Raw genomic sequence first — 21,769 nt, 5'->3', positions numbered from 1 at the left:
TCGACCGCCTTTTCCCGTTGTTTTCTGCCCCTATTGTAGCAGAGCCGGGAACGCAAAACAATGCCCGCGGGCAAAATTCATCCATCATCTACCCAGGTAAAGGGGCGATATTCCGGCACGTTGTTCCAGTAGTCCTCTTTCTCGATGAGAGCATAGTCTCCCCAAAAATACCGCTTCTGCTGCGGTTCGCCCGCTAGGCTCATACCAGCTCGAATACCGGTGTGATGCCGGCACTCCACCACGTAGCAGTTTCCCAGCGGGGCCAGCGCATGCAGCACATACTCCTCGCCGCTGCTTTCATTCATTCCCCGCAGTGTTGCCTCAGTGATGCTGCCGTCCGCCAGGTCCAGTGAACAGGCCAGCATGGGAAGGCTGGTGTTTTCCAAAAGGGCGTACCCGTCCCCGATGAACTGCACCCAGGCGATCGTCGCCGGTTTTTGCTCCTGCTGCCACACCAGCCGCTGCTTTCCGATGGACAGGTCCACTTCATACAGGCTTGCCGATTCCTGATCCTGAAAATACAGCATGCCGTCCTGAACCAGACTGAGATACCCGGTGGTATCCGGCAGGGTGAAAAGCTCGCGGGTTTCACCGGTGGCAAGATCCAGCAGCCAGAAAAAGTACTCCCGGTCCTCATTCCGCAGCCCACAGAACACCGGCTGCCCGTTCATTTCGCCGGTGAATATGCCGCAGGGAAGCGAGTCCGGGTATTCCACCCGGCGGGCAGAGGCTTCCTCCACGCCGCAGCGGTACACCTCCGGGCTGGAAAAGATATTGTCTCCCCGGTAAAAGAACCAGACCGCATCCTGCTGCGCAAAGGCCACCATGCGGGCTGCATCCGTCACCTGGCCGCCCAGGCGCGCATTTTCCAGCAGCCCCTCCCCGCCCGTCTCGCTCTTCCAGATCATTTTTGCGCCGCTGCCGTCCGGATTGCAGCGCCACACCTGTTCGCTCAGGTCAGGCGCATACTGGGTATCCGAGGTGGAGTAGTACAAAAATCTGCCGTCGGCGACCGGATAGCCGGTCAGATGTTCCCATGGCCCCATGGTCAGGGAGAGGGGGCGGGTGGTCATATCGGCAGTATCACACACCTCATTTTGGCCGGTGTAATACCGCTGTCCATCCCAGGGAAAAAGCCAGCCCTCCAACCGGGTCTCTTCCGCCTGCTCCGGCTCTGCCGAAGCCACAGGGGGCGCGGATTCGGTCCGCTGCCCGCAGCCCGCTATAAGCAGCAGTACCAGCGCCGATGCCAGCAACTGTTTTGCCCTTCTCATTCCGCCGCTTCCCCCTCCTGTTTAAAAATCCGATAGTCCGGCCTGCCCGCCCAGTAATCCTCTTTGGCAATGAGGGCCAGTCTGTTTTGGGGCGCATAGGAATACACCGGTTCCCCCTTTTCATTGATCCACAGCTGTTTCGTCCACCGGTCGCTTCCCACATCGATCAGGTAATATTCCCCGATCTGCGCCCGGATGTGCAGCAGCATGCCGTTCTCATCCGCCAGCACGTTTTCCACCCGCCGGCCGGTGGCGCAGTCCACATACCACACGTCACCTTCCGTATCCCGAACGCGCAGTTTTCCGTCCCAGATGTCCTGTATGCGGACGAGGGGCTCCCCCTCCTCCGAGCTGGCAAGCTGTTTGATATCTCCGGTTTCCAGATTCAGGCAGTTCACTTGATTTTTGCCGTCCGCACTGTCGGCGGCATAGCTTTCTGCGCAGACGAACTTTCCTCGGATCAGCAACGGCGGCCCCAGAAACAGGTCGGCTGCCTCGGCGTTTTCGCCGCTCAAAAGAACGGCAAGCTCCCCGGTCTCCGCATCCAGCTGAAACAGCCCCGCTTCCGGTTCCCAGGAATCCTCCAGCACAGCCCGGCCCTGATACTCGCCCCAGAAGCGCAGGTGACTGCCCAGCCGCTTCACCGGCTCACAGCTGCCGGACGCCGGGTCCCACGCATAAAGCCAGGTGGAATTCCCATCCTCCTCGGTCCATTGGTGTACAAGGAAGCAGCGCCGTTCACCGCTGCGCAGCAGGATGGGCCGTTTGCAGTATTCTCCCGCGCCGTCGGTATAGGCAATCCCGATCTGCTCATGCTCGCGGCATTCGTAAAGGATCTGTACCGCTCCATCCTCCAGCGGCATCCGGGCCAGCGCCTCACTGGCGGACTCTCCCGGCCGGGTCAGAACGAAATACAGCGCCTGGCCGTCCGAGACCGGGCCCTCGCCGGTTATCTGATATCCCCGGGGCAATTCTGGTCTCCAGGCGCGGGCGGTCATAGTTTCCAGATCATAGCGTATGTTTTGCGTGTAATAGCTCCGACTGTCTGTGCTGCGCAGCACCTGGGTCTGCGGCTCCTCGATCTGAACTTCGGGCGTTGGCGTGGGGGCTCCTGCCCCCAGGTCCTGCTCCTTTGCGCCACAGCCCGCCAGAAGCAGCAGAGGCAGCGCAACTGCCAACAGCCAATGATTCCGTTTCATTCAGGCCCCTCCTTCCGGCTTCATTTCTCCGTCAGGCTCACGTCCAGCTGGTCCAGCTCCTCCTTCTCCAGCGGGCAGACCCCGAACACCAGTGTGCCGTCCACATAATTTGCGTACAGATACAGCTTCGCCCCCGTCGAATACCGGGCTCGCAGCACGGCGGTGCTTTGCTCATCCACGGCAAGCTGCACGGTTACCTCCCGCGCCTGCCAGTCCTCCAGCGCATCCAGTCCGGTGACTGCCAGATATTCGTCCATCAGATGCTCCAGGTCCTGCCCGGTGTATTCCAGCGGGGTTCGCATCCGCATGCGTACCAGCTGCCCTTCGGCGCTCAGCTCCCATTGCAGAGAGAACCAGTGTTCCCCGTCCCATGTGGTGCTCAGGTTCCATGCGGAAAAACCCACGTTATCCGAAGCGGAACGCCAGGGAGGGGGTGCATTTGCTATTTGTCGTTCCAGTTCCGCCTGCTCCTCTTCGCCCCAGAAATCCATCTGGCCCAAAAAGTCATACAGCCGGTAAGGTGCGTCGCCCAGAGTTTCCTCGTCAGTCAGCCGCAAAATCGACCCCGCGTAGTTTTTGATTCCCAGCAGCTGGTCCCGGTCGTAAAGCTGGCGGGCAAAGTCGATGCTTCGGGCCTCGGCACTTTGCCCGTCGGCCGCCAGCTGGCGGGGCATGACCTGGGTATACAGCACCTCGTCGCTTCGCTCCATCAGGGGCAGCGGGGCGGCCAGCACCAAGGCCAGAAAAGCGAAAACTGCCAGAAAGGCCGCCGCTGTGAAAAGCTTTTGTTTCATACCGTCCCCTCCTGCAGGTTCAGTTCCACCACCGTGCCCTGGCCCAGCTTACTGGTAAAGTGCAGCTCACTGCCGTGGAGCCGTGCAATGCGGGCGCAGAGGGCCAGACCCATGCCGCTGCCGTTCTGAGCCCGGGCGCGGGATTTGTCCACCATATAAAAGGGCTCGGTGATGTGGGGCAGGTCCGCCTCCGGGATGCCCCGGCCCCGATCCGCCACCCGCAGCACGATGCCATTTTCGGTGCGGCCCGCCGTGATGTGCACCCGGTCGTCCTTCGGCTGGGCCCGGGCCGCGTTCACCACCAGATTGCGCACCAGGTCCGCCAGCAGGTCCCGGTCCGCCAGCACCGTGAGCGCCGGGTCACACCGGATCTCCAGCATGGGAGCAAGCTCGGGCAGGCTGGCCGCCGTATCCCGCAGCACCAGCGCAAGCCGCACCGGCTCCAGTGTGAGCTCCTCCTGTTCCACCAGGCCCATCAGCTGCATCAACTTGCCGCTCAACATTTCCAGCCGCAGGGCCTCTCGGTGGATGTACTGCACCGCCTGCCGCTGGTCCTCCGGGTCCATCTCGCCGCTGCGCAGCAGGTCGGAATAGCCCAGGATACTGGTCATGGGGGTCTTCAGCTCGTGGGTAAAGGCAGCCACAAACTGCTTTTGCCGCTGGATGGTGTCCTCCATCTGGTCCACCTTGTCCCGCACGGTGGCGGTCATGGCGTCAAAGCTGCGGCTGAGCGCGCCCACCTCATCCCGGCTTTTGGTGGCGGTGGATAGAGTATAATCCCCCGCCGCCACCGCACGGCTGGCCTTTTCCAGCTTTTTCAGCGGACGGATCATCCAGTTCACCGCCAGAGCCGCCGCCGTGCCCGCGAGGGCCAGCGCCGCCAGCTCCAGCCGGAACAGCTCTTGGAATTTGTCTTCCCGGGCCCGGAACACGCCCGTCACATCGTAGGCGCTCACCAGCCAGTATTCCTCACCGGCCACCTGTACTCCGCTGGCCATCAGCATATAGCTGCTCTCGCCCGCTTTTTGCAACAGCAATGCCTCTTCTCCGGCCTCGATGGCCCGGAGCACCTCCTGCTCCTCCAGCGCGCCGGGCAGGCTGGAATACAGCGACTCCTCGTTCTGATACACCGCGAAGCCGCCTTCCTCCTGCCCCACATACCGGCCCAGGCTTTCGCCGTAATCCACCACGGCCTGCCTGCTCAGCATTCCGTCACTGACCTTGACCAGCAGACCGTTCTGCAGCGAGTAGGTATCCCGCCGGTGGGCCAGAATATTCCGGGTGCGGGCCTGGTCGAAGTTCCTCTCAAAATCTGTTTTGAGCAGCCAGCCGCCGCCTGCCGCCAACAGAATGCCCAGCAGCAGCAGAATAGTCAGAACCAGTTTCGGCGCAAGTTTCATGGCGTTTCCTCCAATCGGTAGCCTATCCGGGGAATGGTACGGATCATGTGCTGCCAGCCCAGCTTTTTGCGCAGCCGGTGGATGTGAATGTCCAGAGTCCGGGTGTCCAGCTCGGCATCCCGCCCCCAGACCCGCTCATACAGGGTGTCCCGGTAGAGCGCAATGTTCTTGTTGTGCAGCAGCACCAACAAAAGCTGGTATTCCGTGGGGGTAAGTGCCACCTCCTGCCCGGCCTTTTTTACCTGACGGGTGGCCACATCCACCGTCACATCCCCGGCCTTCAACAGCGCCTGCCCCCGGCCGGAAAGCCGCAGCACGTTCTCCACCCGGGCCAGCAGCTCCTCGGGGGCGAAGGGCTTCACAATGTAGTCGCAGGCCCCCAGATGCAGCCCCTTCACCCGGTCGGCCACAGTGGTCTTTGCGCTGATGAAGATCACCGGGATGCCGGTGGGCCGGATGAAGTCGATCAGCTCGTAGCCGTCCGCCCCGGGGAGCATGATGTCCAGCAGTACCAGATCATACTCGTTTTGCTCCAGCAGCTCGGCGGCCCTCAGTCCGTCGAAAGCCATCTGGCAGGAATAGCCCATCCGGGCCAGCGTCATGGCGATCAGCTGCGCGATGGCCACCTCGTCGTCCACGATCAGAATCGGCTTCATGCTTCATGCCCCCTGTTTTCCGTTTCCACCCTGATGATAGCAGCGCTATCTTTCGGAGTTGTTACAAAATGTTCTGCTCTTCTCCATGATAGCAAACGGCACAACGAAAAAACAGGCCCCGGACCCTTTCCTCGGGTCCGGGACCTGTTTTCTCAGTTTTGCCGCGCTGCGTGCCGGTGTTATTGTTCATGGGACTTCCTGTCATTCAGGGCCTTCTGCACTGCGTCCAACTTTTGCAGCAACGCCAGCGTGCAGCCCACCACCAGGCCCGCCAGCAGCGCCAGACCGGTCATGATAGGGGCAAAATAGGAATTCACAAAGGCATCGCCCCCGATCAGACACAGCTGACCCAGCCCGCCCAGAAAATAGCTGTTGCCAAAGAAAAATACCACAAAGGTCAAAATCCCCGCCAATGCAGGCTTCATATCCGTTCCGTCCTTTCCTCTTTTGGGGATTATTCTTTCCGGAATGCTTCAATCACACTGAGCGCGAATCCGGCCAGTGTCACAGCAATACAGACCCCCAACGGAAGCTGTAGACGCATTCCCAGGAGGCAGCCGTACCAGCCGGTAATTCCGTTGTAGCTCCAGGGATTCATGGGGCTCAGTACCATGGCGCCGATCAGCAAAATCCCGCCAAAAAACCCCATACACATGAGGACCAACCCCAAAACCATTTTTCTGCTCATGCGTTCCCCTCCTTCTTGTTTGCCATTTCCAGGCATTCCATCACCGCGCTGCGCCATTCCTCCTGATTGGGTACGCTGCAGCGCCAGGTCTCGTCCGCATAGGAAATTTCCAGCGTTCCGTAAAAGTCATTTATCTCTACCAGCACCCCGCTGCCCTGAGTGCCGTCCGGCAGTTGGGTGTCGCCAAATTCCAGAAGCAGCAGCCATTTGAAGTCCTCCGGCTGCAGGGCATGGCTTTTGCCACCCAGCGGAAACAGGCTGAGCAGGCTGCGCCGGAAGGAGGCTGTTTCCAGCAGCTCGGTCACCTGCGCAAAGGCCGCGTCGTCCTTTTGCAGGGTAAGCGGGATTTCCTCCCCTGTATTCCCGCGCCGAAAGCTGGCCCGGACTGCCCGGCACTCCTCCAGCCGGATGCCCGGGCAGAGCTGCTCCAGGGTCATGGGCCTGGTGTAGCCCAACACAAAGCAGAGCCCCGCCAGCACCGCAAAAGCCGCCAGCGCACAGCCGATTTTTTTGCCCATACCGCCACCCCGTTTCCCTATTTGCTTTGAGTATAGCATCTCACGGGGGCAGTTTTCAACCAAAAGCGGGCCGCCGTTGGAAAACCCCGGCGGCCCGCTCAAAATTTTAATTGAATTAATATCCGCTGGACTCCAGGCCCTGCAGAATCTTCACTGCGCGGCTGGTGCCCAGACGATCAGCCCCCAGCTCCAGGAACTTCTCGATGTCCTCGATGGTGGAGATGCCGCCCGCAGCCTTGATCTTACAGCGGCCGCGGCAGCAGCGGGCAAACAGCTCGATGTCCGCAAAGGTGGCGCCGCCGGTGGAGAAGCCGGTGCTGGTCTTGATGAAGTCCGCGTCAGCCTCGCACACGATGTCGCACATCTTTTCCTTCTCGGCATCGGTGAGCAGGCAGGTCTCGATGATGACCTTCAGCACCTTGTCGCCGATGGCCTTCTTGATGGCGGCGATCTCGTCGCGCACAAAGTCATACTCGCCGTTCTTCAGGCGGCCGATGTTGATGACCATGTCCACTTCCTCGGCGCCGTTCTCAATAGCGGTCTTGGCCTCGAACACCTTGGTGGCAGTGTCGGTTGCGCCCAGAGGGAAGCCTACCACGGTGCACACAGGGATCGCGCCCTTCATGTATTCGCAGGCCTGCTTCACATAGCCGGGATTGATGCAGATGGAGGCGGTGTGGTTTTCCATTGCCTCGTCGCAGATCTTCTGAATGTCGGGCCAGGTGGCGTCGGCCTTCAGCAGAGTATGGTCAACCTTTGCCAGAATCTCTTTTTTATCCATTACTTAATTTTTCCTCCCAATTTGCACTGCTTGCACTGACGGGCCTTGTACATGCCCACCGCGCTGAACACAATCGCCGTTACGGACAGGATCACGCCCACGATCCCAAGGATCAGGCCGGTCAAACGAAACGCTTTCATAAACTCAACGATCTCCTTTCCCTGAGGTGCCGGGCAAAACAGCCTGCCGGTGGTGGCAGCGCCGCCCGCCCTGCTCTGGAATAGTTCCAGTATAGCATGTTTTCGCCCTGATTCCTAGTAGGTTACATGTAAATACTGGGCAAACAAAAAAACCGCCCGGCAGCTGCCGGGCGGCTTTTAAGCCATTTGATTATTCGGCGTCGCTGGCCTCGTCGTCCAGCAGAGCCTTCATGGACAGGCTGATGCGCTTCTTGTCGAAGTCCACATCCAGCAGCTTCACGTTGACCTCATCGCCAACCTTCAGCACGTCGCCAACCTTCTCCACGCGCTCGTTGCTGATCTCGGAGATGTGAACCAGACCGTCCACACCGGGCAGGATGCGAACGAAAGCACCGAACTTGGTGATGCTCACAACGGGAGCGGTGAACTCGCTGCCGATGGGATACTCGTTCTTCAGCTTCTCCCAGGGGTTGTCCTCGGCCTTCTTGTAGCCCAGGGAAACCTTGTGGTTCTCGGGGTCCAGAGCCTTCACATACACCTCGATGGTGTCGCCCACAGAAACGACCTCGCTGGGGTGCTTGATGCGGTTCCAGCTCAGCTCGCTGATGTGGCACAGGCCGTCCACGCCGCCGATGTCTACGAAAGCACCGTAAGCGGTCAGGCTCTTCACAACGCCGGTGTAGGTCTTGCCAACCTCAACGTCAGCCCAGAAGGCCTCACGCTTGGCAGCGTTCTCCTCGGCGGTGACCTTGTTGATGGAACCAACGATCTTGCGGCCAGCGCACTCGGTGATGATCAGCTTCACGTTCTGCTTTACCAGAGCGTTGATGTCCTCGTCACGGCGCATGGTAGCCTGGCTGCGGGGTACGAATACCTTCACACCCTTCACCAGAACGATCACGCCGCCCTTGTTGGTCTCGGTGACAACGCCTTCCATGACGGTGCCTTCCTCAGCGGCCTTGGCCACCTCTTCCAGACCCTTGCGGGCTTCCAGCTTCTTGCGGGACAGGTAGGCAACGCCTTCCTGATCGTTAACTTTTTCAACGACGAGGTCCAGCTTGTCCCCAACCTTGACCAGATCCTCCGCACGGGCTGCGGGGTCGTCGGTAAGCTCACTCAGTTTCACAAAACCGGTGTGTTTGGTGCCGATATCAACCTGCACCTCGTTGGGCGTAATGCTGGTAACAGTGCCCTCCACTACCTTACCTGCGAAAACAGGCTTGAGATTAGCCTCGCTTTCTGCGAACATCTCGGCAAAGCTCATCTCTTCACGGATTTCTTCACTCATACTGTTAAGTACCTCCTCAATTATAGACGATGGCGTGGAAGCCCCGGCTGTAACGGCCACTGTGCCCACACCCTCAAACCATTCCGGCAGAAGCTCCTTTGCGGTCTCCACCGTAACGGCCTTTGTGTGTTTTTCAGCGACTTTTACAAGCTTTTGGGTGTTGGAAGAATGATGACCTCCAATGACGACCATCAGGTCGCATTTTCGGCTGAGGTCTTCCGCCTCCTGTTGCCTCGTCCACGTCGCATTACATATTGTATCAAAAATCTCGGCGTTTGTATAGTCTTTTTTTATAAAGTTTGTACATTCTAACCATTTTGTTACCTGAAATGTGGTCTGTGCCACCACGATTATACCATTTTGCCCATTTTTCGGGCCCTGCCAGGCCTTTAATTCATCCAAATCGGCGAACACAAACACCTCGCCTTTGGTGTGGCCAACGATGCCCTGCACCTCCGGATGGGCCTTGTCACCCGCCACCAGCAGGGTTTTGCCCTCATCGCTGGCACGCTTGGCAATGCGGTGGATCTTGGCCACAAAGGGGCAGGTGGCGTCGTGCAGCACCAGGCCCTTTTCGGCAATGGCGGCATACACATCCGCGCCCACGCCGTGGCTGCGGATGACCACCTCGTATCCGTCGGGCACATCCTCCAGCCCGGCGGCGGTGACCACACCCTTGGACTCCAGGTCCGCCACGCACTGGGGGTTGTGGATCAGCGGGCCCAGGGTGGCCACCTTATGGCCTCCCTCGGCCAGCTGATAGGTCAGCTTCACTGCCCGATCCACGCCAAAGCAGAACCCGGCGGTCTTGGCTTTCAAAATCTTCATGGGTGCTTCTCCCTTTATTCTGCCCCGCCTGGGCGGGGTTTATTCAAACTTATTCTGCTGATACAGCTCTTCCCAGGCGTCGGCCAGCATAGCCTTGCACTCCCGCAGCTTTGCGGCAGACTTGTGTTCGCCCATGTCCAGCGCGGCGGCGGGGATGGGCTTGCCGAAGCAGACCTTCACCCCGCTGAACAGCTTCATATGGCCGTGCCGGTAGATGATACGGCAGGGGATCATATCCACCCCGGCGGCACTGGCCACCACAAAGGCGCCGCTCTTGATTTTGCCGGGCTCGCCGGTCTTGGAGCGGGTGCCCTCCGGGAAGATCAGAAGGCCCTGACCCTTCTTCACCTTATCAACGGCCACTTCCACCGCGCCGGTGTCGCCCTTGCCCCGCTCCACGCCGAACACGCCCACATTGCGGAACATCCAGCTCAGCACCGGATTCACCTCGAACAGTTCCTCCTTGGCCATGATCAGCATCCGTTTGCCCCAGAACCGGGCGATGACCACGAACACCGGGTCGATGGCGGAGATATGATTGGGGGCCAGTACAAAGCCCTTGCCGTCCCGGGGCAGGTTCTCCTTGCCCACCACCCGGATGCGGAAGACCAGATGCCAGATCAGCCAGGCGCCGGTCACCATAATCGCATAAAACATTCTCGCTTGTTTCCTTTCTCGATTTTGCTTGGATTGCAGGTGCTCAGACCCGGCTCAGGATCAGCTTCTTCATGGCCTGGAAGCTCTGTTCCAGATCCAGCTCGCTGGTGTCCACCAGAACGGCGTCCTCGGCCTGACGCAGCGGCGCGGTGGCCCGGTGACTGTCCTGATAATCCCGGCGGCGAATGTCCTCCAGCACGGTCTGGTAATCCGTGTCCACGCCCTTCTCCTGCAGCTCCTTGAAGCGCCGGTCAGCCCGGGCCTCTGCACTGGCGGTGAGGAAGATCTTCACGGTGGCGTTGGGCAGAATCACGGTTCCGATGTCCCGCCCGTCCATCAGAATATCGTGGGTGCGGGCCATGCCCCGCTGCAGCTCCAGCAGGAAGGCGCGCACCGGCGGATGAGCCGACACCGCACTGGTGGCCATGCCCACGTTCTCGGCCCGGATGGCCTCGCTCACATCCTCGCCGCACAGCAGCACCCGCTGGGCGCCGTTTACATAGCGCAGCTCAATCTGAATCCGGGGCAGAAGAGCCGTGACCGCGGCCTCGTCCCTGGGGTCCACGCCCTGGCGCAGGGCGTACAGGCCGATGGAACGATACATGGCGCCGGTGTCCACATACAGGTAGCCCAGCTCCTTGGCAAGGCGTTTTGCAAGGGTCGATTTTCCCGCCCCGGAGGGGCCGTCGATGGCAACAGAGATCATGTTTTCCTTACTTCCTTCTATTATATTCTATGCAAAGCGGCCCCGCCGCCTGTGTCACAAATTCGCAGCGAAGGCCTGGGCGGTGCACCAGGCGATCTGCAGATTGTAGCCGCCGGTGTAGGCGTCCACGTCCAGCACCTCGCCGGCAAAGTAAAGACCCGGACAGAGCTTGGACTCCATGGTTTTGGGGTCCACCTGCTTCACGTCCACGCCGCCGGCGGTGATCACCGCGTGGGCCAGGTCGCCCCGCTTGCTGATGGGCACCTCCCAGTGCTTGACCAGCCGCACCAGCTCCCGCTTCTGCTCCTTGGTGATCTGGTTGGCCCGGGTGGCCGGGTCCACGCCCCAGCGTTTGACCATCACCGGCTGCATGCTGGCGGGCAGCAGCTTCACCAGCGCGCCCTGGGCGCTCTTGTTGGCCAGCAGGGCGAAGTCGTTGGTGACCCGTTTATACAGCTGCTCCTCGTCCAGAGCAGGCTTCAGGTCGATGACCGCCTTCCAGGCATGCTTCTGCATATCCTTAATGTAACTGGAGGCCATCAGGGTCAGCGGGCCGGAAATGCCGAAGTGGGTGAACAGCATCTCACCCATTTCGGTGAACACAGCCTTTTTGTCCCGGTAGAGGGTGAGGGTCACGTTTTTCAGCGAAAGGCCCATCATGGCCCGGCAGTCCTCATCCGGCGAGACCAGGCTGCACAGACTGGGCACGGTGGGCACGATCTTGTGGCCCGCCTGCTTGGCCAGCTGGTAGCCGTCGCCGGTGGAGCCGGTCACCGGATAGCTCACGCCGCCGGTGGCCACCAGCACCGCGTCCGCGTTCAGCTGTCGGCCGCTTTCGGTCACGACGCCCACGGCCCGGCCCTCCTCGATCACCAGCTTTTTTGCCCCGTCATATAAGATCTGTGCCCCGTCCGCATAGCGCAGAAGGGCCTGGCGGATGTCCTCCGCCCGGTCGCTCACCGGGAAGACCCGGCGGCCCCGCTCGGTTTTCAAAGGAACGCCCAGCTCCTCGAACAGCTCCATGGTCTTGGCCGGGGGAAAGGCGTAGAGCGAGGAATACAGAAAGCGAGGATTGGTGCGCACGTTCTGCAAGAAGGTGTTCTCGTCGCAGTTGTTGGTCACATTGCACCGGCCTTTGCCGGTAATGAGCAGCTTCTGGCCGGGCTTTTCGGTGTGCTCCAGCACAGTAACCGAATGGCCCAGCCGCACGGCCGCGCCCGCGGCCATCAGACCAGCCGCGCCCGCGCCCACGATCAGGATGTTTGCCACTGATTTTTCCTCCAAAGGGTCAGAATACCGGCCCCGCTGTAAAGCAGCAGCAGCGGATGCACGGTGGAAAGGTACATGGTGGAGGTGCCAATGTTGAAGGAGGCCACCTCCACAAACGCGATCATAAAGCAGCGCAGCAGCGCCATTCCAAGCAGACCCAGCAGCAGCACCCACAGCAGGGCCTGCCCGGGCTGAATGGCTTTTTGCTTGCGCAGCTGCAAGAGAGCAAAGCCCTGTTTTGCCTGCAGCAGGACCGCCGCCACAAACAGGATGGGCACTCCGATCTCATAAATCAGCCGGATACCCTCCATGCCGGTGTACACCAGCTTCTGCAGCGGGCTGTAATAGGGCAGGTCGCTGCCCGCCTGGGCCGCGCTGTTCACCTGCTGGCCCAGATAGGCCTCGTAAACGGCCTCATCCTCCGGCAAAATCAGGCTGCGCTGGTCCGGGTAATAGGCAGAGCAGTCCATAAAGGCGAGGGCATGGAACAAGCTGTTGATTCCCTCGCTGAGCACACCCGGCACGTACTCCAGCCGGATGGGCGGGGTGGTGCTGCTGCGCTCAGGGCCATTCGCTTCCAGCTGGCCGGAATCGCACAGGGCGTTGATGGCATCCGCCAGCTGCTGCCAGTATTCCTCCGCCTTCTGAGGGCTGTCGTACACGCCCTCGTTCCAGGCAGCCTTGCGCAGCGCCCAGTAGAAGCTGCCGGACTGGTAATCGTCCAACTCCGGGTTGCGGAAGCTGTTCTGCAGGTCCTCGTCCTCCTCCAGCCAGTATTCCAGGGGCTGGAGCTGGGGCACCGCCTCGTACAGCTTCATGCGTACATCGGTGGGCACGCTGCACAGAGGCTTCCACTTCTCGGCTTTTACCCGGCTCATGGCACCCACCGCCGCGGCAAAGCTACCGGAGGAGAAATCACTCACCGCGAACAGACCGTAGTAGGCGTAGTTCACCGCGCTGTAAATAAGAATTGCCGCCGCCAGCAGGCCGTAGGGCACCGCCAGCAGGGCGCAGCGGCCCAGCTTTTTGACCAAAATGCCCTTGTCCCGCAGGGCGGTGAGGATCAGAATCAGGGTGCCCGCCGCCGCAAAAGGAAGCAGCCAGATGCCGTCCTCCCGGGTGAGCCAGGCAAGGCCCAGCCCCACGCCGGACAGCACCAGCCAGCCGATGCCCTGCTTTACCGGTTTGCGGCAGCGCAGCGCGTAACCGCACAGCCCGGCAAAAAACAGCATGCACAGACCGGGGAAAATATTGTCCCGGTAGACACGCAGGGTGAAGGAGGCGGTGGCCGCCGGGCTGAAGGCCAGCAGCGCAAACACGGCAAACCGGCTTTTCCACCGGCGCAGCACCGGCGCAAAGGCAAAGGCGCAGGCCAGAGCCGCCCCGCAGGTGAGCAGCTGGCCCGCCGCCAGGTAAGGCAGGTGCAGCAGATTGCACAAAGCCAGCCACACCGCGAAGAACATGTGCTTGGAAAGGGTGAGCCAGTTGTAGGCTCCCAGCCACTGCCCGGCGGTGATGCTCTGGGCTGCCCCGAACATGAGCTCATCGTCCAGCGGAGCGCCGCCCACCCAGACATAAACCGTCTGGAAGCGGGTCATCACCAGCTTGACGAGCACCACCAGTACCACCAGCACCCAGAAGGTGCGGCGGCTCATATCCTGTTGCAGCGCACTGCGCAGCCGTTTGTTCATGGCGTTTCTCCCTTTGTTTCTATAGATGGATCGGTTATTTCTGGATCTTCTCGATGCCCTCGATCAGATAGGCCTGCTTGCGGAATACCAGATCCACCAGCAGGCTCAGGTACTTCACCGCGATGGTCAGGATGACGAACATCCCGGCCAGGCCGCCGCTGAGCACCAGCATGGTGGTGGTCCAGCCGGTGACCGGCTCGCCCACCAGCCACACCACCACGGTGTAGACCAGGGCGATCAGGGTCAGCAGGGCCATCAGGCAGGAGATGCCGAAGCTGATCTTGTAGCCCGCGTTGGTGTAAAGGGCCAGACTGTCGATGGCCTTGTCCAGCCGGGCCTCCTGCTGGCCGCGGATGCTGCCCTCAAAATGCAGAGTCTTGCAGGCCAGACCGCTGGCCGCGTAGGCCGCCTTGCGGTAGGGAAGGTTCTCGCTGATGGCCTTCACCCGGTTGATAGCCCGGCGGCTCACCAGCCGGAAGGCATCGCTTTCCAGCTTGTAAATGCTGTTGCTGAAGGCATTGAACAGGGTGTAAAAGGCCTTGCTGGCCGTCTTCTGACGGCTGGGGCTCACGGTCACCACATCAAAGCCGGTGAGGGCCGTTTCGTAGGCCTGCCAGATCATTTCTGCCGGGTAGGGGGTATCCAGGCTGTCGAACTCGAATACAAAGTCGCCGATGGCCGCGTCCAGTCCGGCGTTCATGGCCTGCTCCACCCCCTGGTGCAGGCTCATGTTCAGAATGGTCAGAGGCTTTTCCATCCTCCCGGCCGCGAATTCCTTCAGCCGGGCCACGGTATCGTCGGTGCAGCCGTCGTTCACGGCCACGATCTCGTAGTAGTCAAAATGCTCTTCCAGCTGAGCCAGCAGCCGGTCGAAGAAGGGCTCCACCTGCCCGGCGAAGTCGTGCAGATAGACCACCGCCGAGACAAAATTCTTTTCCTTATTCGTGATCTGCGCCATATTGCAGCACCTCATCCAAATCGTAAACGGTATTGATCTTGCCGGACAGCACGCTCACAAAGGCCGGGTCCGAGGCATACTGCCGGATCACCGTGGGGCGGGAGTCATCGATCTCGCTGGCCTTCAGAATGGGCTTCATGCTGAACAGGCTTCCGGCATACTGGAAGCCGTATTCCGGCTTCAGATACTTGCGGGCCAGCTGGCTCATCATGGGCCAGGCGCTGGCGGGCTTTGCCGGGCACTCATTGCAGTTGTAAAGGTCTCCCGGGCGGCATTTCCCCTCGCTGCGGCTCTGGCACTGGAAGGTGGCCACGCTGTCGTAGCTGGTCACATGGGGGGTAAAGGTCACGCTGGTCAGGCTGTGGTAGCCGGTCTGCCCAAAGGGCATGATGGAGAAAAACGGCCCGTCCATCACGGTGATGCCGGTGTTTTTCAGCTTGTCATCCACAGTGCAGAGGATGATCTCACACAGCTCGTATTTGATTTTAAAGGGCTCATAGCCCAGCATGGCGTGCAGCTCGTTCACCCCGGCATAGGTGGCGTTCAAAAGGAACGGCGCTTCGGCGGTGATGTCCCCCGCCTTCACCCTCCAGGCACTGCCCGCCCGTTCCACCGACTCCGGCTTATGACTGTAGGCGATGGTCACATTCGGAAGCTTTGCCAGCTCCTTCAGGAAGTACTCCTTGAGCACCTGGGCGTCGTAGGTGTATTCGGTGGTCAAAAACGCGCCATCGCACTGGCCCGGGTTGAAGTATTTTGTGGGGGCCACATCGTCGCAGCGGATGTGCGCCGCCGCGCAGAAGTCCCGGAACTCCTGTGCGTTGGTCCAGGAGAAGTGGGCGCTGGTGGCGTAGACCTGATCAAATTCCTTGAGCAGGCAGAAGTCATAATCCCGGCAGAAGCGCTCAAAATAATGGGCGCTCTTGATGGCCGTGGAATAGCTGCGGGGGTAGTGGTAGCCCATATGCACCCGGGCCTGATTGATATAGGTGGCACGCATGAAGGGGCCGGAATCCTTTTCCAGCACCAGCACCCGCTGGCCCGCCGCGCCGCACTTCTGCGCCGCGTACAGACCGTAAAGGCCCGCGCCCACAATGATCTTATCGTAAACCTGCATGTCGCATTCTCCCCTTTAAGGGTTGTATTTTCCCCGCAGTGCGGCGAACAAGATTTTCAGCAGATTGGTGTTGCCCTGCAAGCCCTTGATCTTGGTGGGGGTGGGCTCGTTCTTGGGGTAGGCCCGCTCCACCGGCACCTCGCAGGCCTTCAGACCCAGCTGGGTGGCCCGCACGCTCAGATAGGCCAGCAGCTCATAGCCCACAAACACATCCCGCAGAGGCTTCACCAGCGGGTGGGTCAGGTAGGCCCGGCTGTAGCCCCGGTAGGCATTGGTGGTGTCGGTGAACCAGTGGCGGGCCGCCAGGCTGATTACCGGCGCGTGAATCAGGCGCACTGCCCAATAACGGCTGAAGGGGGTGTTGACCGCCTTGCCGCCGGGGATGAACCGGCTGCCCTGGATCAGGTCGTAGCCCTCCTCCAGCTTTTCAATAAAGAGGGGTACGCTCTCGATGGAGTCCTTGTTGTTGCCATCGATGGTCAAAATGCCCTCGTAGCCCCGTTCCAGCGCATAGTGGATGCCCATGCGCAGCTGGGCCCCCTGCTTGCCGGGACCCTTTTTGGTGAGCAGCGTATTCACGCCCCGGCGCTCCAGGCCCTGAGGCTCCATACTGCCGTCGGTGGAGCCGCCGTCGCACAAGATGATGTCGCACAGGCCGTCCACCGCGCCCTTCTGGGCCCGCTCCAGCTCAGTGAGGATGCGGTTGCCTTCGTTGATGATGGGAATCAGCAAACAGTAGTCGCTGCGCTTTTCCCGGAAGGCTTCCACCGTGTAGTCCGGCACGCCGGGCACATGTTTCACCCATTCGCTCATGCGCCGAACACCTCCGCCACATATTCCAGGCTGCGGCGCACGGTGTCCACGTCCGCGGTCTTCATCTCCACCGACACATAACCCTGGTAGTTCAGCGCGCCCAACAGCAGCGCCAGCTCCCGGTGGAGCGCCCGCTTCTCGATGGGGGCAAGGCCCGGCTCGCTGATGTGCACATGGCTCACATATTTCATATCCGCCGCGAAGTCGTTGGGTCGCTCATCGTTGGCGATCATGGTGCCCACATCCAGCGTAACACCCAGGCCGGGACTGTCCAGCTTTTTGGCCATGGCAAAGGCATCGACGGTGGTGTTGATGTAATTGGTATTATAAACCGGCGGGTTTGCCTCCAGACCGATGACCACCTGCCGCTGGGCCGCCATCCAGGCGATGCGGCTTAAAAAGTCCTCACCCTGCTGGGGGTCGACCCCTTCCGGCATGTTCCGGTTGCGAGGGCAGCCGAACACCAGATTGCGGCAGCGGCAGCTCACCGCGAACTCGATGGCCCGCAGGGTATATTCCTCCAGCTCCTTCGCCTCTTCCGGGTTGAAGATGTTGCCGGTCTTGCCGAACCAGATGCTCTGCATGCTGGGGATGGCAAAGCCGTATTTCTGGTGCATCACCCCGGCAAACAGGGCCGCACCCGCCGGGCAGTCGTAGGGATTTTCCGGGATCACCCGGGTGGGGGCGATCTCGATGCCCTGGTAGCCCAGATCCTTCAAAAGCTGCCAGACCTGCTCGTCGTTTTCAGCGGCCCAGCCGATGTTGGAAGCCGATAATTTCATTCCGTCCATCCTTTCATAAAGGCGCAGATACTCGCCAGCTCTTCTTCCTCGGTGCAGAGGTAACCATCCCTGCCGCCGAAGGCCCCGGCATGCAGGGTGCGCAGATCGTAGTCGAAGGGCTGCGCCGTCAGATGATTTTCAAAGGTCCCTCCGGTCGCCGCCTCATACACGCGGGCGGCGCTCACCGGGGGCGTTGCCAGATGCAGCGTGCGCAGATCCAGCTCCAGCGCCTTCTGAATGTCCGCCCAGAGGCGGCGCAGGTCGTAGAACTGGTAGACCGAGCGGCTGTCGGTGAAGGCCAGGGCGTTGAAATCGTTGGCCGCAAACCAGGCCTTCAATGCCGCCGGGTCCTGAGTGCCGTTCAGCTTGTAGAAGTTGTTGCCCGCGTCGGAGTAAGCTGCCTTCACCAGCTCGCTCTTTGCCGCCAGCTCTTCGTATTTGGCCGGGCGCAGCAGCGCCGGGGTGATGGTGTGCAGGTCGTACAGAAAGTTCTTTTTCAGGCCCAGCCCGTACAACGCGGGCAGACGCACGATCAGCGCGTCCGGCCAGTCCTCGCGCACCCAGCGCTCCAGCTGCAGCCGGTTGGCACCGTAGGCGGCAAGACCCTCGGGCCGGGGCTCGTCCGCCTCGGTTTTGCCCTTGCTGTCTGCATAAACGCAGATGGAGGAGATCAGCACCAGCTTTTTGGGGGCCAGCTGCCGCAGGTTTTCCCGGGCCGCGCACATCACCGCCAGGTCGGCCTGTGGGTCCTGGTTGGCCAGGAACATGGCGGCGGGCACCCCGGCGTAAACCACCAGATCGTTTTCCCTGCCGAAGCCCTCCTGCACATTGCTGGAATGGTAGGCTGCATCAAAGGGATGGCTGGCCATCAGGTTGCCTCCCACAAAGCCGGTGCTGCCCACCAGAACACTGTTTGCCATGCTGCTGCTCCTTTCGCCGCGTTTTCTCATAGTCATACAGGGTACATTATACACAAAAAGCCCCGAAGTTACAAGGTTCGCACCGGTTTGAAGCCCTTTTCTCATTGTAAGAAAACCGTAAGAGAAACCACCCTCCGGCTGTAAGAAACCTTTGCTATAATAAGGATGCGCTCAAAGGGGCCTTGGAAAACGCCCCGGTTTTGGCTACAATCAACAAAAGAGCGGTTTTGGCAAGAGGAGGCGGTTATATGGACCAGCAGGCCTGTATCCTGGTGGTGGATGACGATGCCGACATCGTGAACGCGGTGCGGCTTTATCTGGAAAAAGAGGGGTTTTGCGTGTACGGTGCGGCGGACGGCTTTGAAGCGCTGGATGTGCTGGAGCAGCGCACAATACACCTGATTTTAATGGATGTGATGATGCCCCGGATGGACGGCTTTTCCGCCATTCTGCGCATCCGGCAGAAGCGCAACCTGCCCATTCTGGTGATGAGCGCGAAAACCGAGGACAGCGACAAGGTGCTGGGGCTTTCCATCGGGGCGGACGATTACATCTCCAAGCCCTTCAGCCCCACCGAGCTGGTGGCCCGGGTGAAGAGCCATCTGCGCCGGTACCTGACCCTGGGCGGCGCTCAGGCGGGCGGTCCGCTGGTGCGGGTGGGGCGGCTGGAATACGACTTCGAGGCTCATCAGCTCACGGCGGACGGCGAGCCGGTGCGGCTGACGCCCACCGAGACCCGGATCATGGAGCTGTTTTTCCGCAGCCCGGGGCGGGTGTTCTCGGCCGAAGAAATCTACGCCGGCGCCTGGGGCGAGGGCAGCGTGTACGCCCCGGAAAACACCGTGATGGTACACATCCGGCGCATCCGGGAAAAAATCGAACTGAATCCGAAGGAACCGGAATATGTAAAGGTGGTGTGGGGTCTTGGTTATAAACTGGAAAAGCATTGAAGAAAAAAAGTGGCCGCTGGTGGTTCGCATTCTGGCAGGCTGGATGACGGCGGTATGCTTTTTTGTCATTTTTTACTGCATTCCACTGGACGACCGGCTGCTGCAGGTCTTCCTGCAGGGGCCCCGGTCCTATTCCGCGCTGATGCAGCGGCAGATCGAGGCGGTACCGGATTACCAGCGTTTTTTAAGCACCGTGTACTACCACGCCCGTGTGCTGTGTGCCGACGGGCTGGTCACCCCGGGCGGCGAGGCGCTCACGCCTCAGGCGATTTCCCAGAAAAAGCTGTTGTCCCGCCAGGCACTGGAGCAGCTGCAGCAGAGCGAAGAATACGCCAGCCGGGACATCCTGCTGTATCTGCGTGCCGAGGGTGAGAAGACCATCTCCTCCTCTCTGCTCGATTCGCCGGACGAGCTGCCTCAGGGCTACGAAATCGCCTTTCAGCTGACCGGTGGCCAAACCGGAGGCAGCAGTCTTTTGCAGAACGTTTACGACCGGATGGTGCTTCTGGATGACGGCACCGCCTTGAGCAGTACCCAGGAGGTACTGCTTGAGGGCATCACCGCCACCCGGGTGGAACCGCAGGACTTTTTGCCCAATGCTGAGATCGTGGTGGCGGTCAAGCAGGTGCCCTCCAGCGACACCGGCACCCTGGGCTTTGCCTACCGCTGGATCAACAATTCCGCTGTGCCCATTCTGGCCTGCATTCTGGTGGGGCTGGGCATCTGGGGCCTGCTCTGCCTGGCGGTGTGGCTGGCCCTGTGGAAAACGCGGCGGGCTGCCGCCCAATGGGCAGCCGGGCTGCTGCGCCGGGTCCCTCTGTTAATCAAGCTGCCGGCACTGGGCTTTTTGCTTCTCTCCGGCTACTTACTGCTGGCGATTTTGAGCTGCGCGGCACAAAGCTACCTGTACGGCTACTCGGTCACCTTCTTCGCTTCGCCTTTCGCGGCTGCACTTCTCTTGGTGGTGGATATTCCTCTGGTCTGGCTGTTCTGGCTGGAATTCCGTTTCAACCTGCGCCACACCCTGCACACCAGCCTGACCGCCCGCTTGATCCGCCGCTGCAAGCAGTTCGCCGCCGCCCAGCCCTGGAAGCGCCGGGCGATCCTGAAGCTGCTATTGCCCATCCTGATTGGGCCTCCCTGCCTGATGTTGGCACTGCCTCTGTCCTTCTTCTGCTATTACAGGGTCTTTTATTATGTCTGGGATTTACAGCTGGCTGTTCTTCTGTTCCTTGTCCTCTTCCTGGGCGGCGCCTTCCTCTTTGTAACCGGCCTTATGCGCCTGAATCGCTTTTTAAATGAAGCGAACCAGCTGGCGGATAAGCTGGCTGCCCTGCGCGCCGGGGAGCACACTGCCCCGCTGGCACTGCCCGAAAACTCTCTCTGCGCGGTGCCAGCGGCAGACCTGAACGCGCTGGAGGAGGGCATCCAGACCCGGGTGGAACAGCAGATGCGCGCCGAGCGGCTCAAGCTGGAGCTGATCACCAACGTGTCCCACGATCTGAAAACGCCCCTGACCAGTATCATCAATTATGCAGGGCTTCTCTGTGAGGAGACGCTGGAGCAGCCCGCGGCGGACTACGCCAAGATTTTGAAGATGAAGGCCGACCGGCTGAAAACCATGGTGCGGGATGTATTCGAGGTGAGCAAGGCCGCCAGCGGCGAGCTGCCTCTGCAGACCCGCACGCTGGATCTTGCCAAGCTGATCCGCCAGACTCTGGCGGACATGGATGAGGCCATTGAAGCCAGCCCCCTCTCCTTCGTGACCCAGCTGCCCGAACAGGCCTGGATCTTCGCGGACGGCGACCGGCTGTACCGGGTGTTCCAGAATCTTTACACCAACGCTCTGGCCTACTCGCTGCCCGGCAGCCGGGTCTACACCCAGATGGAGCGGGGCGAGAGCCGGGTCTCCATCAGCATCAAAAACGTGACCCGGGACCCCATTGCCCCCGAGGATGCCGAGCATCTTCTGGAGCGGTTCGTGCGGGGCGATTCCGCCCGCAGCGGCGAGGGCAGCGGCCTTGGCCTTTCCATCGCCAAAAGCTTTGCCGAGGCCTGCGGCGGTCGGCTTTCGGTACATGCGGTGGCGGATCTGTTCTGCGTACTGGTGGAGTTTCCCCTCTGCCCGCCGCCTGCACCGGAACCTGTGCCGGAACGCACTCCCGAATCCCCCTCGGAGCCTATGCCGGAATCCACACCGGAGCCTGCACCGGAACTTTTTGCACAGCAGGAACCGGAGCAACCCGCTTGACCATTTTTTCTCCCCAGTCTTTGACTGGGGAGTTTTTCTTTTTCAATGTCTCATGGCTCAAAATCCGGGCTTTGCTCTTTCCTTCAAGA

The 21,769-nt window shown here is 60.6% G+C and carries 22 protein-coding genes; 2 read left to right on the top strand and 20 right to left on the bottom strand.

The genetic code is table 11. The features are described from left to right. Positions 1-77: 77 nt before the first annotated feature. From B5F28_RS01000 to B5F28_RS00910, 20 genes are all read right to left on the bottom strand, one after another. The gene (locus B5F28_RS01000; RefSeq protein WP_143424660.1) at positions 78-1,274 is read right to left on the bottom strand and encodes a hypothetical protein; all 1,197 of its coding nucleotides are present in this window, start codon (positions 1,272-1,274) and stop codon (positions 78-80) included. Further along, entirely contained in the window at positions 1,271-2,473 is a 1,203-nt protein-coding gene (locus B5F28_RS00995) for a hypothetical protein (protein WP_087292224.1), read from the bottom strand. Before B5F28_RS00995 ends, B5F28_RS01000 begins: the two co-directional genes overlap by 4 nt. A gap of 20 nt (positions 2,474-2,493) precedes the next feature. Further along, complete coding sequence (locus B5F28_RS00990; RefSeq protein ID WP_087292221.1) at positions 2,494-3,267, bottom strand: hypothetical protein; 774 nt, start codon at positions 3,265-3,267, stop codon at positions 2,494-2,496. Further along, a complete protein-coding gene (locus B5F28_RS00985) occupies positions 3,264-4,667 on the bottom strand; it encodes a sensor histidine kinase (protein ID WP_087292218.1) in 1,404 nt (467 codons plus the stop codon). Before B5F28_RS00985 ends, B5F28_RS00990 begins: the two co-directional genes overlap by 4 nt. Further along, the gene (locus tag B5F28_RS00980; protein WP_087292215.1) at positions 4,664-5,323 is read right to left on the bottom strand and encodes a response regulator transcription factor; all 660 of its coding nucleotides are present in this window, start codon (positions 5,321-5,323) and stop codon (positions 4,664-4,666) included. Before B5F28_RS00980 ends, B5F28_RS00985 begins: the two co-directional genes overlap by 4 nt. A gap of 179 nt (positions 5,324-5,502) precedes the next feature. Beyond that, the gene (locus B5F28_RS00975; protein ID WP_087180800.1) at positions 5,503-5,748 is read right to left on the bottom strand and encodes a hypothetical protein; all 246 of its coding nucleotides are present in this window, start codon (positions 5,746-5,748) and stop codon (positions 5,503-5,505) included. A gap of 29 nt (positions 5,749-5,777) precedes the next feature. Further along, entirely contained in the window at positions 5,778-6,011 is a 234-nt protein-coding gene (locus B5F28_RS00970; RefSeq protein ID WP_087183674.1) for a hypothetical protein, read from the bottom strand. Continuing rightward, positions 6,008-6,529: a hypothetical protein gene (locus B5F28_RS00965; protein WP_087292212.1), complete on the bottom strand. Its 522-nt coding sequence runs from the start codon at positions 6,527-6,529 to the stop codon at positions 6,008-6,010. The genes B5F28_RS00970 and B5F28_RS00965 overlap by 4 nt, the downstream gene beginning before the upstream one ends. 115 nt (positions 6,530-6,644) lie before the next feature. Further along, a complete protein-coding gene (gene deoC / locus B5F28_RS00960) occupies positions 6,645-7,310 on the bottom strand; it encodes a deoxyribose-phosphate aldolase (RefSeq protein ID WP_087292209.1) in 666 nt (221 codons plus the stop codon). Next, positions 7,310-7,450: a hypothetical protein gene (locus B5F28_RS14640; protein ID WP_158097475.1), complete on the bottom strand. Its 141-nt coding sequence runs from the start codon at positions 7,448-7,450 to the stop codon at positions 7,310-7,312. Before B5F28_RS14640 ends, deoC begins: the two co-directional genes overlap by 1 nt. A 190-nt stretch (positions 7,451-7,640) precedes the next feature. Beyond that, positions 7,641-9,566 carry a bifunctional 4-hydroxy-3-methylbut-2-enyl diphosphate reductase/30S ribosomal protein S1 gene (locus B5F28_RS00955; RefSeq protein WP_087292206.1) on the bottom strand — a complete coding sequence of 642 codons (1,926 nt, stop codon included), beginning with the start codon at positions 9,564-9,566 and terminating at the stop codon, positions 7,641-7,643. A 39-nt stretch (positions 9,567-9,605) separates the two neighbouring features. Next, complete coding sequence (locus B5F28_RS00950; protein WP_087292203.1) at positions 9,606-10,223, bottom strand: lysophospholipid acyltransferase family protein; 618 nt, start codon at positions 10,221-10,223, stop codon at positions 9,606-9,608. A gap of 43 nt (positions 10,224-10,266) precedes the next feature. Beyond that, on the bottom strand, positions 10,267-10,929 hold the full coding sequence (cmk, locus tag B5F28_RS00945) for a (d)CMP kinase (RefSeq protein WP_087292200.1): 663 nt from the start codon (positions 10,927-10,929) through the stop codon (positions 10,267-10,269). Positions 10,930-10,983: 54 nt separating this feature from the next. Next, entirely contained in the window at positions 10,984-12,198 is a 1,215-nt protein-coding gene (locus tag B5F28_RS00940) for a BaiN/RdsA family NAD(P)/FAD-dependent oxidoreductase (RefSeq protein ID WP_087292197.1), read from the bottom strand. Next, positions 12,183-13,889, bottom strand: a complete 1,707-nt coding sequence (locus tag B5F28_RS00935; RefSeq protein WP_087292194.1) for a hypothetical protein — start codon at positions 13,887-13,889, stop codon at positions 12,183-12,185. The genes B5F28_RS00940 and B5F28_RS00935 overlap by 16 nt, the downstream gene beginning before the upstream one ends. A 34-nt stretch (positions 13,890-13,923) precedes the next feature. After that, positions 13,924-14,847: a glycosyltransferase gene (locus B5F28_RS00930; protein WP_158097474.1), complete on the bottom strand. Its 924-nt coding sequence runs from the start codon at positions 14,845-14,847 to the stop codon at positions 13,924-13,926. Then, the gene (locus B5F28_RS00925) at positions 14,828-15,964 is read right to left on the bottom strand and encodes an FAD-dependent oxidoreductase (protein WP_087292187.1); all 1,137 of its coding nucleotides are present in this window, start codon (positions 15,962-15,964) and stop codon (positions 14,828-14,830) included. The genes B5F28_RS00930 and B5F28_RS00925 overlap by 20 nt, the downstream gene beginning before the upstream one ends. A gap of 15 nt (positions 15,965-15,979) precedes the next feature. Then, complete coding sequence (locus B5F28_RS00920) at positions 15,980-16,777, bottom strand: glycosyltransferase family 2 protein (RefSeq protein ID WP_087292184.1); 798 nt, start codon at positions 16,775-16,777, stop codon at positions 15,980-15,982. After that, on the bottom strand, positions 16,774-17,559 hold the full coding sequence (locus B5F28_RS00915; RefSeq protein ID WP_087292180.1) for a sugar phosphate isomerase/epimerase family protein: 786 nt from the start codon (positions 17,557-17,559) through the stop codon (positions 16,774-16,776). Before B5F28_RS00915 ends, B5F28_RS00920 begins: the two co-directional genes overlap by 4 nt. Continuing rightward, positions 17,556-18,479 carry a sugar nucleotide-binding protein gene (locus tag B5F28_RS00910; protein ID WP_158097473.1) on the bottom strand — a complete coding sequence of 308 codons (924 nt, stop codon included), beginning with the start codon at positions 18,477-18,479 and terminating at the stop codon, positions 17,556-17,558. Before B5F28_RS00910 ends, B5F28_RS00915 begins: the two co-directional genes overlap by 4 nt. Before the next feature lie 248 nt (positions 18,480-18,727). Between B5F28_RS00910 and B5F28_RS00905 the strand changes: the two genes are divergently transcribed. Then, entirely contained in the window at positions 18,728-19,429 is a 702-nt protein-coding gene (locus B5F28_RS00905; protein WP_087292174.1) for a response regulator transcription factor, read from the top strand. After that, positions 19,404-21,680 carry a sensor histidine kinase gene (locus B5F28_RS00900; RefSeq protein ID WP_087292171.1) on the top strand — a complete coding sequence of 759 codons (2,277 nt, stop codon included), beginning with the start codon at positions 19,404-19,406 and terminating at the stop codon, positions 21,678-21,680. The genes B5F28_RS00905 and B5F28_RS00900 overlap by 26 nt, the downstream gene beginning before the upstream one ends. Positions 21,681-21,769: the final 89 nt, after the last annotated feature.

The organism is Gemmiger sp. An194, from assembly GCF_002160145.1.
Taxonomy (GTDB): Bacteria; Bacillota; Clostridia; order Oscillospirales; family Ruminococcaceae; genus Allofournierella.
The sequence above is the reverse complement of the archived record's forward strand: the minus strand, read 5'-3'. Positions and strand labels throughout refer to the sequence as shown.

What these genes read in the sequence shown, in the direction of transcription:
- B5F28_RS01000 (WP_143424660.1), bottom strand. Translation starts at nt 1,274, where the DNA reads ATGAGAAGGGCAAAACAGTTGCTGGCATCGGCGCTGGTACTGCTGCTT.
- B5F28_RS00995 (WP_087292224.1), bottom strand. Translation starts at nt 2,473, where the DNA reads ATGAAACGGAATCATTGGCTGTTGGCAGTTGCGCTGCCTCTGCTGCTT.
- B5F28_RS00990 (WP_087292221.1), bottom strand. Translation starts at nt 3,267, where the DNA reads ATGAAACAAAAGCTTTTCACAGCGGCGGCCTTTCTGGCAGTTTTCGCT.
- B5F28_RS00985 (WP_087292218.1), bottom strand. Translation starts at nt 4,667, where the DNA reads ATGAAACTTGCGCCGAAACTGGTTCTGACTATTCTGCTGCTGCTGGGC.
- B5F28_RS00980 (WP_087292215.1), bottom strand. Translation starts at nt 5,323, where the DNA reads ATGAAGCCGATTCTGATCGTGGACGACGAGGTGGCCATCGCGCAGCTG.
- B5F28_RS00975 (WP_087180800.1), bottom strand. Translation starts at nt 5,748, where the DNA reads ATGAAGCCTGCATTGGCGGGGATTTTGACCTTTGTGGTATTTTTCTTT.
- B5F28_RS00970 (WP_087183674.1), bottom strand. Translation starts at nt 6,011, where the DNA reads ATGAGCAGAAAAATGGTTTTGGGGTTGGTCCTCATGTGTATGGGGTTT.
- B5F28_RS00965 (WP_087292212.1), bottom strand. Translation starts at nt 6,529, where the DNA reads ATGGGCAAAAAAATCGGCTGTGCGCTGGCGGCTTTTGCGGTGCTGGCG.
- deoC (WP_087292209.1), bottom strand. Translation starts at nt 7,310, where the DNA reads ATGGATAAAAAAGAGATTCTGGCAAAGGTTGACCATACTCTGCTGAAG.
- B5F28_RS14640 (WP_158097475.1), bottom strand. Translation starts at nt 7,450, where the DNA reads ATGAAAGCGTTTCGTTTGACCGGCCTGATCCTTGGGATCGTGGGCGTG.
- B5F28_RS00955 (WP_087292206.1), bottom strand. Translation starts at nt 9,566, where the DNA reads ATGAAGATTTTGAAAGCCAAGACCGCCGGGTTCTGCTTTGGCGTGGAT.
- B5F28_RS00950 (WP_087292203.1), bottom strand. Translation starts at nt 10,223, where the DNA reads ATGTTTTATGCGATTATGGTGACCGGCGCCTGGCTGATCTGGCATCTG.
- cmk (WP_087292200.1), bottom strand. Translation starts at nt 10,929, where the DNA reads ATGATCTCTGTTGCCATCGACGGCCCCTCCGGGGCGGGAAAATCGACC.
- B5F28_RS00935 (WP_087292194.1), bottom strand. Translation starts at nt 13,889, where the DNA reads ATGAACAAACGGCTGCGCAGTGCGCTGCAACAGGATATGAGCCGCCGC.
- B5F28_RS00930 (WP_158097474.1), bottom strand. Translation starts at nt 14,847, where the DNA reads ATGGCGCAGATCACGAATAAGGAAAAGAATTTTGTCTCGGCGGTGGTC.
- B5F28_RS00925 (WP_087292187.1), bottom strand. Translation starts at nt 15,964, where the DNA reads ATGCAGGTTTACGATAAGATCATTGTGGGCGCGGGCCTTTACGGTCTG.
- B5F28_RS00920 (WP_087292184.1), bottom strand. Translation starts at nt 16,777, where the DNA reads ATGAGCGAATGGGTGAAACATGTGCCCGGCGTGCCGGACTACACGGTG.
- B5F28_RS00915 (WP_087292180.1), bottom strand. Translation starts at nt 17,559, where the DNA reads ATGAAATTATCGGCTTCCAACATCGGCTGGGCCGCTGAAAACGACGAG.
- B5F28_RS00910 (WP_158097473.1), bottom strand. Translation starts at nt 18,479, where the DNA reads ATGGCAAACAGTGTTCTGGTGGGCAGCACCGGCTTTGTGGGAGGCAAC.
- B5F28_RS00905 (WP_087292174.1), top strand. Translation starts at nt 18,728, where the DNA reads ATGGACCAGCAGGCCTGTATCCTGGTGGTGGATGACGATGCCGACATC.